Raw genomic sequence first — 12,285 nt, 5'->3', positions numbered from 1 at the left:
CCGTCCTTTCGCGAGAGGAAGTCCGTCCTTTCGCGAGAGGAAGTCCGTCCTTTCGCGAGAGGAAGTCCGTCCTTTCGCGAGAGGATCTCTGTTGCCCGCGAGCCCCTCGGCGCGGCCTCGTACGCCGCCTACTCCGCGAGTTGCTCGCGCAGGCGAGCGACGCCGTCGAGCACGATCGGGCCGGCGAGCAGCGCGAGGTTCGCCTCGCGCACCTGCTCCCACCGCGGCCGGGCCATCCGGTAGCCCTGGTTGATCGCGACGCCACCCTCGCGGACGAGCCGCCGCATGCCGTTGTCCTCGTACCCGACGCGGCGCGAGACCGCGTGGGACGCCGGGTTGTCGAGCCAGGCCGCCGACGTCACCTCCTCGGCGCCAAGTCCGTCGAAGAGCAGCGCGAGCATGAGCACGCGCATCCGCGTGCCGATGCCGCGTCCCTGGTGCTCGAGTCCGAGCCACGACCCGGTCTCCGCCGTGCGCATGACCGCCCAGTCGGCGCCGCCCGCGCCCTGGATGCCGACCGGCACGCCGTCGACGAGAACCGCGAGCTCGAGCCGAAGGTCGTCGGGACCGACGCGGCCGCGCGCGGCCCACTGGTAGGCGATCACGCTGCGCGCGACCTGCGTGGGAGTGCCGCGCGTCCACGGAACCGTGAACGGCATGGCGTCGGGCACGTGCACGCCGCGGGAGGCGAGCTCGGCGAGGGCGACGAGCAGGTCGTCGTCGATCCACCGCAGCTCGAGGTCGCCGGCGCGGACGCGAACGCCCGCGGCCGGCCAGAGGTCGGTCAGCGACATGGCCCGATCGTGCCACCGGGGCCGCCTCGCTGACACATTGACTGGTCGCCTGCGCACACGGACTGGTCAGAGTTCTCCGCGGTCACCGCGACCTGGGGAAACACCGCCGTCGAGACGGCTCACGGCGATCTGGCCAGTCAATCCGTCGGGGCGACCAGTCAAAGCGTCGCGGAGGGCAGTCCTCAGCAGGCGGCTTCACTCCGCAGGCGGCAGCACCACCGGCACCGAGAGCGACATCTGCGAGTCGACCGCGAGGTCGAGCGGCGACGACGGCAGCCCCGCGCGCACGACGGCGGAGCCCAGCGCCGCGATCATCGCGCCGTTGTCGGTGCAGTAGCGGATCGGCGGGATCCGCAGCTCGACCCCCGCCTGCGCGCAGCGCTCCGCGGCGAGCTCGCGCAGCCGCGAGTTGGCGGAGAACCCGCCCCCGACGACGAGCGTGTCCGCCCCGTGCTCCTCGCACGCGCGCAGCGTCTTCGTCACGAGCACATCGGCCACCGCCTCGGAGAACGACGCCGCCACATCCGCCCGCGAGAACGGCTCACCCGACGCCTCGCGCGCCTCGAGGTAGCGCGCCACCGAGGTCTTCAGGCCCGAGAACGAGAAGTCGTACGGGTGGCGCAGCAGCTCGCGCCCCTTCGACAGGCCACGCGGGAACGGGATCGCGGTCGGGTCGCCCTCGCGCGCCAGCCGGTCGACGTGCGGCCCGCCCGGATAGGGCAGACCCAGCAGCCGACCCACCTTGTCGAACGCCTCGCCCGCGGCGTCGTCCAGGGTCTGTCCGAGCTCGACGACGTCCGTCGCGATGTCCCGCACGAGCAGCAGCGAGGAGTGCCCTCCGGACACGACGAGTGCGAGGAACCGCTCGGGGAACGGGCCGTGCACGAGCTCGTCCACGGCGGCGTGGCCCACCACGTGGTTCACGCCGTACAGCGGCACCCCGAGGCCGAGCGCGAGCGCCTTCGCGCCCGCCGTCCCGACCGTCAGCGATCCCACGAGGCCAGGACCCGAGGCGACGGCGATCGCGTCCACGTCCGCGAGCGTCACCTCGGCGCTCGCGAGCGCCGCCTCCAGCGACGGCAGCAGCGCCTCGAGGTGCGCGCGGGAGGCCACCTCGGGCACGATCCCGCCGTACCGGGCGTGCTCGTCCATGGACGACGCGGTCACGTCGGCGAGCAGCTCGCGACCCCGCACGAGGGCCACGCCCGTCTCGTCGCAGGTGGACTCGATGCCCAGGACCAACGGCGGTACCGAGGGGTCGACCAGAGGCTGGACCGGGGGCTGGCTCACGGCAGCCGAGCCTACCCGCGCCCCCTCGTGACCTCGCTCACAGCCCGGAATGACGTGCGCCCACGCGCGCGTTCCCCCGGCATGACCCTCGACCTCCTGGCGCCCGCCGCCCTCGACGACGACGCCCTCGCGCTCCTGTTCACCGACGCGCGCACCGTCAACACCTACGTCGACGGCGACGTCGACCCCGCCGAGATCCAGGCGGCCTACGAGGTCCTGCGCTGGGGCCCGACGGCGATGAATGTCTCGCCGCTGCGCCTCGCCGTCGTGCCTCAGGGCGAGTCCCGCGAGCGCCTCGCGGCCCACATGGCGGGCTTCAACCGCGACAAGACGCTCGCCGCCCCGCTCGTCGTGGTCGCCGTGGCGGACCCGGGCTTCCACCGCCACCTCGGCACGCTCGCCCCGCACCGCGTGGGGCTCGAGCAGGACCTGGAGCCGCAGGAGGAGCGCCGCCTCGAGATGGCGCGCACCAACACCCTCATCCAGATCGGCTACCTCATCGTCGCCCTGCGCGCCCGCGGCCTCAGCGTCGGCCCGATGGCCGGCTTCGACCGCGCCGGCCTGGACGCCGACCTCTTCGCCGGCAACGGCTGGCGCAGCGAGCTCGTGCTCACCGTCGGCTGGGCCGCCGCCGAGAACGGCACGCACCCGCGCGCGGCTCGCCTCGAGGTGAGCGACGCCGTCGTCGTCCTCTAGAGCCCGGTGGCGACCGGCCGCGTGGGGTCGCTGCTCCACTGCGAGAACGACCCCGGGTACAGCGCCGCGGTCACGCCGAGCGACGCGAGCACGGCGACCGTGTGCGACGCCGTCACGCCGGACCCGCAGTACACGGCGACCGGGCGCGAGCCGGGCTCGGGCGCACCCGCCGCCGGGACGTCGACCCCGAGCGCCGCGAACCGCTCGCGCAGCTCCTCGGCCTCCAGCAGCCACCCGCCCGCGGTGAGGTTCGCCAGGGTCGGCGCGCTCGTGGCGCCCGGAATGTGTCCGGGGCGCGGATCGACCGGCTCGACCTCGCCGCGGAACCGCTCCGCGGCCCGCGCGTCGAGCAGCACGCCGCCCCGCTCGGGCAGCACCGCGATGTCGTCGGCGGCCACCGTCGGCATCGCGCCGCTCGTCAGCGTGACGTCCCCCGGCCGCGGCCGCACGTGCCCGTCCTCGAGGTGGTGGCCCGCCTCGACCCAGGCGCGCAGGCCGCCGTCGAGCAGCACGACGTCGCGCACCCCCGCCCAGCGCAGCAGCCACCACGCGCGCGCCGCCGAGGTGCCGCCCGCGTCGTCGTAGACCAGGACGCGCGAGTCGCCGCGCACGCCCCACCGCCGCGCCGCGGCCTGCAGCACGTCCAGATCCGGCAGCGGGTGACGACCGGCCTCGGGCGACGCCGGACCGGCCAGCTCGGTGTCCAGGTCCACGAACACCGCGCCCGGCAGGTGCCCCTGCGCGTACTGCTCGCGCCCGTCGGTGCGCCCGAGCGCCCAGCGCACGTCGAGCACCACCGGCGCGTGCTCGCTCCACACCCAGGCGTACGCGGTGGCGACGTCGACGAATGGTCCGACTGCGGACCCGTCCCCTTCGACCGACCCGTCGTCCACCGCCTCCGCGCCGACCGGCCCGACCGGCCCGGCGTCCGTCGGGTCGAGCGCGAGTCGCATCACGACGGCGTCCGCGCCCTCCGGCTGGTAGTACCGCCGCCGCAGCCCCACCGGGGCGAACCCGGCGTTGCGGTAGAGCTGCTGCGCACCGCCGTCGTGCGCGCGCACCTCGAGGAACAGCTCGCGCCCGCCCGCGGACCGGGCCGCGTCGACGAGCGCCTCGACGAGCGCGGTGGCGACCCCACGCCGTCGTGCCTGCGGCGCGACGCCCACCGTCATGATGTCCCACTCCGGCTCCAGCGCGACGCCCGCATAGCCGGCGACCTCGCCGTCGAGCTCGGCCACGAGGTAGACCCGGTCGGTCCGCTCGATCTGGTCCTCGTACGTGCTGCGCGACCACGCGCCCGCCCCGAAGAGCTCCGGCTCGAGCGCGGCGACGACGTCCAGGTCGCGCGCCGTCATCGGGCGCAGCCTCGGCCCGCTCACCGCGCGGCCTCCGGGGCTCCGACGGCGAGCGCGTCCCCGAGCACGCCGTGCACGTCGGGCCGGCGCAGGTAGAGCGGCTCGACCGGCACGGGCTCGCCCGCCTGCGTCCGCAGCCAGGCGATCGCCGCGAGGTGGGCGACGTCGAACGGCACGTCCGCGACGTCGCCCAGCACGTCGGGGTACAGACCGGGGCCGACGACGGCGATCCCCGCCGCGCGCTCGCGCGTCACCTCGTCCGCGAGGTCGGCCGGGCGAACCACGCGCGGGCCGTCCACCGCGACCGGTCCGTGCTCGCCCGCGACGTAGCGCGCGGTGTAGACCTCGCGACGTCGCGCGTCGGTGGCGACGCGGACCTCGCCCGGGCCTGCGGCGGACGGGCCGGCAGCTCCGTCAGCGCAGCGTTCGAACCACCCCTGCGCCCATGCCTCGAGGCTCGGCACGCCGGCCACGGCCACCCCCGCGGCGCGGCCGAGGAGCTGGGCGCTGACGAGCCCGACCCGCAGCCCCGTGAAGGGCGCGGGTCCCGTGCCGACCGCGACGAGGTCGAGGTCGCGCGGCTCGAGTCCGCCCGCCGCGAGCACGTCGTGCACGAACGGCGTGGTGTGCTCGGCGTGGCCGCGTCCCTCGGGGGTGCCGGCCCGCGCCGCCACCACGCCGTCGACGACGAGCGCGACCTGCGTGCCCGCCGAGGTGTCGATCGCGAGGATCCTCACCGTTCTCCTTCGTCCACGACGGCGACGATCGCCGCCAGGTCCACGTCCGCCCAGCGCGGGCCGACCGCCCGCAGCCCGGCCCGACGACCCGAGTCCTCCTCGGCGCCGCGCGCCCGGTCGAGAGTCACCTCGAGCCTGTCCTCCGCGAGCGCCTCGGCAAGGCCGCCGCCCCACTCCACCACCGTGACCGACTCCTCGAGGGTGGAGTCCAGGTCCAGCGCGTCGAGCTCCGCCAGACCGCCGAGGCGGTAGGCGTCGACGTGCACGAGCGCCGGCCCGCCCACGGTGCTGGGGTGCTCCCGCGCGATGACGAACGTCGGCGAGGCGACCTGGCCGCGCACGCCCAGCGCCGCACCGAGGCCCTGCGTCAGGGTGGTCTTGCCGGCGCCAAGGTCGCCGACGAGCAGCACGAGGTCTCCCGCGCGCAGCTCGGCGGCGAGCGCCTCACCGAGCGCGCGGGTCGCGGCCGCCGAGGGCAGCTGCACGTGGACGGGATCGCCGGCTGCCTGCTGCGTCGTGTCGCGCGTCGTCATGCCGGAAGCCCCGCCGTTCCCGTGTAGACGCGCGGGATGCGCGCGCCGAGCCTCGTGACGATCTCGTAGGAGATCGTGCCGGCCGCCTCCGCCCAGTCCTGGGCGGTGGGCTCGCCGTCGTCCCCCGGGCCGAACAGCACCGCGACGTCGCCCGCGCGCACTCCGCGGTCGCCCTCGAGGTCGACGACGACCTGGTCCATGCAGACCCGCCCCGCGATCCGGCGCACCCGCCCGCCCAGGAGCATCGGGCCCGCGTTCGAGGCGTGCCGCGGGATCCCGTCCGCGTAGCCCAGCGGGATGTCGGCGAGCACCGTGTCGGCGGCGGTCGTGTAGGTGTGGCCGTAGGAGACCCCCTGGCCGGCTCGCGCGTCCTTGACGAGCATCACCGCGGCCTCCACGCGCATCGCGGGCCGCAGTCCCAGCTCGGCGCTGGCGCGGCCTGGCACGGGGCTGAGCCCGAACACCGCGAGCCCGGGGCGGACGAGGTCGAACCGCATCGCCGGGTTCACGATCGTCGCGGCGGAGTTGGACAGGTGTCGCACCTCCAGGTGCGCCCCGCCCGCCTCGGCCCGCGCGACGGCCTCGGTGAACACCTCGAGCTGCGCGTCGGTGACCGGCGACGTGACGTCCTCGGCCGACGCGAGGTGCGACCACACGCCGACCACCTCGAGCACGCCCTCGGCCTGGGCGCGCAGCGCGTCCGCGAGCATGTCGCTCCAGGCCGGAAGGAACTGGCCGCCGCGGCCGAGCCCGGTGTCGACCTTGAGGTGCACGCGCGGCGTGCGACCCGTCGCCCGTGCGGCCGCTTCCACCTCCGCGAGCGCCCACGGCGCCCCGACCGAGAGGTCCAGGTCGAGCGCGAGGGCGCGGGCGAGATCCGCCCCCGGGGAGAAGATCCAGGTGAGGATGCGCCCCGCAACTCCGGCCTCGCGCAGGTCCATCGCCTCGGCGAGCTGGGCCACGCCCAGCCACGTCGCACCGCCCGCCTGCGCTGCCTGCGCCGCCGGCACCAGACCGTGCCCGTAGGCGTCCGCCTTCACCACCGCCATCACCTGCGCCCCGCGCGCGTAGCCGGCGAGCCTGGCCACGTTCCCTGCGATCGCGTCCAGGTCCACGACGGCGCGCGCCGGGAAGGAGTCGGGATGGCTCACCCGGGCATTCTCCCACCCGGGCCGGTGCGCAGCGGCGGCGCGAGCAGCGTGGCGACCACGCCGGGGACGGCTCGCGCGACGTCCAGCGCGACGAGCGGTCCGCCGGCCGACGCGGCGCGGGCCGCGCGGCCGTGCACGAGTGCGGCGGCCGCGGCGAGCCGCGCCGCGAGCGGCGGGTGCGCCATGACGTCCGCGCTCCGCCCGGCGAGCAGCGCGCCGAGCACGCCCGCCAGCACGTCGCCGGCGCCGGCGGTGGCCAGCCAGTCGGTCCCGTCGGCCTGCGCGTACACCGTGCCCGTTCCGTCCGATGAGCCCGCCACACCCTCCTCGGACGGCCCGACGACGAGCGTCGTGGCCCCCTTGAGCAGCACCGTCGCGCCGGTGAACGACACCGCGCGGCGCGCCGCACCCACCGGGTCCGCCTCGACGTCGGCGCGGCTCGTGGAGCGCCCCCACGCCGAGAGCAGGCGCGCGAGCTCGCCCGCATGCGGCGTGAGCACCGCGGTGGGCGCGACCCGCTCGGGCAGCGCGAGCAGCGCACCGGCGTCGACGACGACGGGCACGGTGCCGAGCCCTTCCGCGAGCGCCCGGCGCACGTCGCGCAGCCGCGCGGTGTCGTCGTCGCCCACTCCGGGGCCGACGACCCAGGCCTGCACCCGGCCCGACCCGACCACGACCTCCGGGCGCGCGTCGAGCACGTGCCGGGCTGCGCCGTCGGGCCCGACGTAGCGCACCATCCCGGCCAGCGGCGCGGCCGCCGACGTCGCGAGCACCGCGGCGCCCGGGTAGCGGTCCGACCCGGCCACGACCCCGAGGACGCCGCGGGAGTACTTGTGGTCCTCGCGGTGGGGCACGGGCCACAGGTCGGCCACGTCGGCGTCCGTGAGCCGCGCGGCCGCCGGCGTCCGACGCGTGAGGTCCAGGCCGAGGTCGACCACCTCGACGCGACCCGCGCAGACGGTCGCCGGCGGCAGCAGCAGGCCGGGCTTGGCGACCCCCATCGTCACGGTGACGTCGGCGGGCAGCACGTCACCGGGGAGCGCGCCGTCGTCCACCCCGATGCCGGAGGGGACGTCGACGGCGACGACGACCGGCGGCCGCGGAGCTGCCTCGACGGCCTCGCGCGTCGCGGCGACCACGGTCGCGGCCACGCCGCGCAGGCCGCCCGTCACGCCGGTGCCGGCGACCGCGTCCACCACGACGTCGGCCGGCCCGACCGCGTCGGCCACGGCCCGCAGCGCCTGCGCGGGCCACGCCTGCGCGAGCGGCACCAGGCGCGCGGTCCCGCCGCGCAGGGCGGCGAGCCCGCCGGCTTGCGGATGTTCCGACGTCGTGAGCACGTGCACGCCGACGCCGCGGCGCGCGAGCCCCGCGGCCGCGTACAGTCCGTCGCCGCCGTTGTTGCCGGCGCCGACGAGCACCACGACGCGTCCACCGGCCACGCCACCGGTGCGCTCACGCAGCGCGTGCACGACGGCGAGCTCCACCGCCCGCGCGGCCGTCGCCATGAGGGGAGCACCGGCCGCCAGGAGCGGCTCCTCGGCGGCCCGGACGTCCGCCGCGGGGTAGGCGCGCAGCACGGCTCAGCCCTCCGCGACCGCGACGGCCGAGGCGATCCCCGCGTCGTGGGAGAGCGAGAGGTGCCAGGCCGTGACCCCGAGCGCGTCGGCCCGGTCCGCGACGGTGCCGCGCAGCTCGACGGCAGGCGGGGCGCCGGGCGTGCGGCGCACGGTCGCGTCGTGCCAGCGCAGGCCCGGCGGGGCGCCGAGCGCCTTGGCGATCGCCTCCTTGGCGGCGAACCGCGCGGCGAGGGACGCGTCGGGCAGCTCGCGCTCGGGCGGGGTGAACAGCCGCTCGCGCAGCCGCGGGGTCCGGGCGAGCGCGGCGACGAACCGGCCCACGTCCACGACGTCGATGCCCACGCCGACGATCACGGCCGGGACCGGCTCACTCGACCGTCACCGACTTGGCCAGGTTGCGCGGCTGGTCCACGTCCAAGCCCTTCGCCGTCGCGAGCGCGCACGCGAAGATCTGCAGCGGCACGACGGCGACGAGCGGCGCGAGCAGCGACGGCGTCTGCGGCACCCGGAACACGACGTCGGCGTAGGGCACGACCGCCTCGTCGCCGTCCTCGGCGATCACGAGCGTGCGGGCGCCGCGCGCGCGAACCTCCTGGATGTTGGAGACGACCTTGGCGTGCAGCTGGTCGCGCCCGCGCGGCGACGGCACGATGACGAAGACGGGCTGGCCCTCGTCGACGAGCGCGATCGGGCCGTGCTTGAGCTCGCCGGCGGCGAACCCCTCAGCGTGGATGTAGGCGATCTCCTTGAGCTTGAGCGCGCCCTCGAGCGCGACCGGGTAGCCCACGTGCCGGCCGAGGAACAGGAAGGACTCCTCGTCCGCCATCTTCTGCGCGACGTGCCGCACGGCCTCCTCGTCGTCGAGCACGCGCTGGATCTTGTCCGGCAGCGCGTGCAGGTCCTCGAGGATCTCGCGCAGCTCGTCGGGGAACTTCGTCCCGCGCAGCTGCGCGAGGTAGAGCCCGAGCAGGTAGCACGCGGCCACCTGCGCGAGGAACGCCTTGGTCGAGGCGACCGCGACCTCCGGGCCGGCGTGGGTGTAGAGGACCGCGTCGGACTCGCGCGGGATGGTCGAGCCGTGCGTGTTGCAGATCGCGAGCACGCTCGCGCCCTGCTCGCGGGCGTGCCGCACGGCCATGAGCGTGTCCATCGTCTCCCCCGACTGGGAGATCGCGACGACGAGCGTGCGCGGCCCGACGATCGGGTCGCGGTAGCGGAACTCGTGCGCGAGCTCGACCTCCACCGGGATGCGGCACCAGTGCTCGATCGCGTACTTCGCGACGTGCCCGGAGTAGGCGGCCGTGCCGCACGCGATGACGATGATCTTGTCGATGCTGCGCAGCGTGGCCTCGGGGATCCGCAGCTCGTCCAGCACGAGCGCGCCGCGCGGGTCGGTCCGGCCCAGCAGCGTGTCCGCGACCGCCTTGGGCTGGTCGTGGATCTCCTTGTCCATGAAGCTCGCGAAGCCGCCCTTGACGGCTGCGGTCGCGTCCCAGTCCACGGTGTAGGCGGTCGCGGTGGCGGGCTCGCCGTCGAACCCGATGACGTCGACCGAGTCGGCCGTGATCGTGACGATCTGGTCCTGGCCGAGCTCGAGCGCCTCCTTCGTCGAGGCGATGAAAGCGGCGACGTCGCTGCCGAGGAAGTTCTCCCCCTCCCCGAGCCCGACGACGAGCGGGGAGTTGCGCCGCGCGCCCACCACCCGCCCGGGTGCGTCCTCGTGCACGGCCAGGAGCGTGAACGCCCCCTCGAGCCGGGCGACGACAGCGCGCATCGCCTCGGTGAGATCGCCCTCGTACGCGCGGGCCAGGAGGTGCGCCACGACCTCGGTGTCGGTGTCGGAGAGGAACTCGGCGCCGTCCGCGAGCAGCTCGGCCTTGAGCGTCGCGAAGTTCTCGATGATGCCGTTGTGGATGACGGCGAGCCCGCCCACGCGGTGCGGGTGCGCGTTCCCGTCGGTCGGCCCGCCGTGCGTGGCCCACCGGGTGTGCCCGATCGCCGCCGAGCCCGGCGTGAGGGGGTGCTCGGCGAGGTCGTCGAGGAGGTTCGTGAGCTTGCCGGCGCGCTTCGCGGTCACCAGTCCGTCGGGGCAGACGACGGCGACGCCGGCCGAGTCGTAGCCGCGGTACTCCAGCCGGCCCAGCCCCGACAGCACCACCTCGAGCGGGCGCTGCGACGCCTGCGACCGGCCGACATAACCCACGATTCCACACATGGTGGCCACGATATCCCGGGGCCATGGGCCAGACTGTCCCGATGAGCAGCGAGGGCGTGGACGTCGTCGAGATCACCGACGCGACCGCGGGGACGCCGTTCGTCGAGCTCGACCGGGCCGACTGGAGCAGGCTCTCGGCGTCGACCCCGCTGCCCCTCACCGAGCAGGACGTGGTGCGGCTGCGGGGCATGACGGACCCCATCGACCTCGTCGAGGTGGACGAGGTGTACCGGCCGCTGTCCCGGCTCCTGGGCCTGTACGTGCAGGGCGTCGCGAGCGTGCACGACGCGACCTCGACGTTCCTCGGCGAGTGGGAGACCCGCACTCCCTTCGTCATCGGGATCGCCGGCTCGGTCGCGGTGGGCAAGTCGACCACGGCGCGCGTGCTCGTGGAGATGCTGCGCCGCTGGCCGGAGACGCCGCGGGTCGAGCTCGTCACGACCGACGGGTTCCTGCTGCCCAACGCCGAGCTCGCGCGGCGCGGGCTGATGGAGCGCAAGGGCTTCCCGGAGTCCTACGACCGCCGCGCGCTGCTGCGCTTCCTCGCGACGGTGAAGAGCGGCGCCCCGGTCGTCGAGGCGCCGGTGTACGACCACCTCACCTACGACGTCGTGCCGGACCGCCGCGTGGTGGTGCGGCGCCCGGACGTGCTCGTCGTGGAGGGCCTCAACGTGCTGCAGCCCGCCCGGGCCGGCGCGAGCACGACGCTGGCGGTGTCGGACTTCTTCGACTTCTCGATCTACGTCGACGCTCGCCCGCAGGACATCCGGCGCTGGTACGTCGAGCGGTTCCTGCGGCTGCGCCAGACGGCGTTCGCGCAGCCGGAGTCCTACTTCCACCGGTACGCGGGGCTCGACGACGAGGCAGCGCGCGCGACGGCGCAGGACATCTGGGCGCGGATCAACGAGCCGAACCTGCACCAGAACATCGCCTCGACCCGCTCGCGCGCGACCCTCGTGATGACGAAGGACGCCGACCACCGGATCCAGCGGATGCTGCTGCGCAAGCTCTGAGCGGCCACGGCGGCGGCTTGCTGTCAGGTCGTGCCGGGCTCTACGTGCTCTGCGGTGTCGCGTACCGGCCCGGTCTTCTCGGCCTCGATCGGTCCGGCGCCCTCGGTCTCGGCGTCCCTCCTGTCCGGCTCGCTGTCGGCCTGTGGCCCGCCGTCGCGCGGGTGCAGCTCGGCGGGCGCGATGCCGACGAGCTTGAGCACCTTGTCGAGCAGGAAGCCGATGAGGACGCCGCCGACGACGCCGACGCCGATCGACAGCAGCGAGTTGTCCTCGAAGATCGCCCCCGCGACCGTACCGATGAGCACGCCGTACACGGCCCACATGACGGCGGCCACCGCGTCGAACGCGATGAAGCGGCGCAGGGGGAACCCGACGGACCCGGCGGTCATGTTCACAGCGACGCGGCCCACGGGCACGTAGCGCGCGGAGAGGATGAAGACGCCGCCGCGCACGCGCAGCTGCTCCTCGGCCCAGTGGAGCATCGACCTCCCGCGGCCGCTGCGGAACCAGCGGACCCGGTGCAGCGGGATGCGGCGGCCGATCGCGAAGGCGATGAGGTCCCCCGTCATGGCGCCCGCCGCGGCGATCGGGACGACCCACCACAGCGAGACGGCGTCCCCGCTCACCGACAGGGAGGCAAGCGCGATGACGATGGACTCGCTCGGCAGGGGCGGGAAGAAGCCGTCGATGGTGCACAGCAGGTAGAGCACGAGAAGGATCCACCACTGGTCCGCGGCGTGCTCGATGGCGGCCGTGAGCGCGTCGAACAGGTGCACGGGTGGGACCTTCCGGGTCGGGGACGTCTCCCCACTCTCACACGGGCCGGCCAGGCCCCGGTTCCCCCCACGGGGGGATCCGCGCCGCCCCGACCCCGACCCGCGTCCCGGAGACGCCCTGGGGAGTCACCCTGACGTGCTCAGC

General features: G+C 75.2%; 12 protein-coding genes and 1 pseudogene. 2 read left to right on the top strand and 11 right to left on the bottom strand.

Annotated elements, in window-relative coordinates; translation table 11 throughout:
• Positions 1–128: 128 nt before the first annotated feature.
• Positions 129–794: a GNAT family N-acetyltransferase gene (locus FH969_RS09325; RefSeq protein WP_139987049.1), complete on the bottom strand. Its 666-nt coding sequence runs from the start codon at positions 792–794 to the stop codon at positions 129–131.
• A 195-nt stretch (positions 795–989) separates the two neighbouring features.
• Complete coding sequence (gene tsaD / locus FH969_RS09320; RefSeq protein WP_246071825.1) at positions 990–2,084, bottom strand: tRNA (adenosine(37)-N6)-threonylcarbamoyltransferase complex transferase subunit TsaD; 1,095 nt, start codon at positions 2,082–2,084, stop codon at positions 990–992.
• Between the two features lie 81 nt (positions 2,085–2,165).
• Between tsaD and FH969_RS09315 the strand changes: the two genes are divergently transcribed.
• Entirely contained in the window at positions 2,166–2,780 is a 615-nt protein-coding gene (locus FH969_RS09315; RefSeq protein ID WP_108719234.1) for a malonic semialdehyde reductase, read from the top strand.
• Here FH969_RS09315 and FH969_RS15775 read toward each other — a convergent pair.
• From FH969_RS15775 to glmS, 8 genes and pseudogenes are all read right to left on the bottom strand, one after another.
• Positions 2,777–3,673, bottom strand: coding sequence for a sulfurtransferase (locus tag FH969_RS15775; RefSeq protein WP_370445357.1), 897 nt, complete (start codon positions 3,671–3,673; stop codon positions 2,777–2,779). The genes FH969_RS09315 and FH969_RS15775 overlap by 4 nt on opposite strands.
• A 63-nt stretch (positions 3,674–3,736) precedes the next feature.
• A pseudogene (gene rimI, locus FH969_RS15770) lies at positions 3,737–4,135 on the bottom strand (ribosomal protein S18-alanine N-acetyltransferase); the annotation flags it as partial.
• Between the two features lie 20 nt (positions 4,136–4,155).
• The gene (gene tsaB / locus FH969_RS09305) at positions 4,156–4,872 is read right to left on the bottom strand and encodes a tRNA (adenosine(37)-N6)-threonylcarbamoyltransferase complex dimerization subunit type 1 TsaB (RefSeq protein WP_108719232.1); all 717 of its coding nucleotides are present in this window, start codon (positions 4,870–4,872) and stop codon (positions 4,156–4,158) included.
• The gene (gene tsaE / locus FH969_RS09300) at positions 4,869–5,405 is read right to left on the bottom strand and encodes a tRNA (adenosine(37)-N6)-threonylcarbamoyltransferase complex ATPase subunit type 1 TsaE (RefSeq protein ID WP_139987048.1); all 537 of its coding nucleotides are present in this window, start codon (positions 5,403–5,405) and stop codon (positions 4,869–4,871) included. The genes tsaB and tsaE overlap by 4 nt, the downstream gene beginning before the upstream one ends.
• A complete protein-coding gene (gene alr / locus FH969_RS09295) occupies positions 5,402–6,556 on the bottom strand; it encodes an alanine racemase (protein WP_108719230.1) in 1,155 nt (384 codons plus the stop codon). Before alr ends, tsaE begins: the two co-directional genes overlap by 4 nt.
• Positions 6,553–8,136 carry an NAD(P)H-hydrate epimerase gene (locus FH969_RS09290; protein WP_180359737.1) on the bottom strand — a complete coding sequence of 528 codons (1,584 nt, stop codon included), beginning with the start codon at positions 8,134–8,136 and terminating at the stop codon, positions 6,553–6,555. The genes alr and FH969_RS09290 overlap by 4 nt, the downstream gene beginning before the upstream one ends.
• A 3-nt stretch (positions 8,137–8,139) precedes the next feature.
• Positions 8,140–8,490 carry a holo-ACP synthase gene (locus FH969_RS09285; RefSeq protein ID WP_108719229.1) on the bottom strand — a complete coding sequence of 117 codons (351 nt, stop codon included), beginning with the start codon at positions 8,488–8,490 and terminating at the stop codon, positions 8,140–8,142.
• A gap of 13 nt (positions 8,491–8,503) precedes the next feature.
• Positions 8,504–10,351: a glutamine--fructose-6-phosphate transaminase (isomerizing) gene (glmS, locus tag FH969_RS09280; RefSeq protein ID WP_108719228.1), complete on the bottom strand. Its 1,848-nt coding sequence runs from the start codon at positions 10,349–10,351 to the stop codon at positions 8,504–8,506.
• A gap of 41 nt (positions 10,352–10,392) precedes the next feature.
• On the opposite strand from glmS, the gene coaA reads away from it, so the two are divergent.
• A complete protein-coding gene (coaA, locus tag FH969_RS09275; protein ID WP_234417499.1) occupies positions 10,393–11,364 on the top strand; it encodes a type I pantothenate kinase in 972 nt (323 codons plus the stop codon).
• A 23-nt stretch (positions 11,365–11,387) separates the two neighbouring features.
• Here coaA and FH969_RS09270 read toward each other — a convergent pair whose 3' ends face one another.
• The gene (locus FH969_RS09270) at positions 11,388–12,140 is read right to left on the bottom strand and encodes a DedA family protein (protein WP_108719226.1); all 753 of its coding nucleotides are present in this window, start codon (positions 12,138–12,140) and stop codon (positions 11,388–11,390) included.
• Between the last annotated feature and the right edge of the window lie 145 nt (positions 12,141–12,285).

This window comes from Miniimonas arenae (assembly GCF_006351005.1).
In the GTDB taxonomy this organism is placed as follows: Bacteria; Actinomycetota; Actinomycetes; order Actinomycetales; family Beutenbergiaceae; genus Miniimonas; species Miniimonas arenae.
Note: the sequence above shows the minus strand (reverse complement) of the source record. Positions and strands in the feature narration are given on the sequence as shown.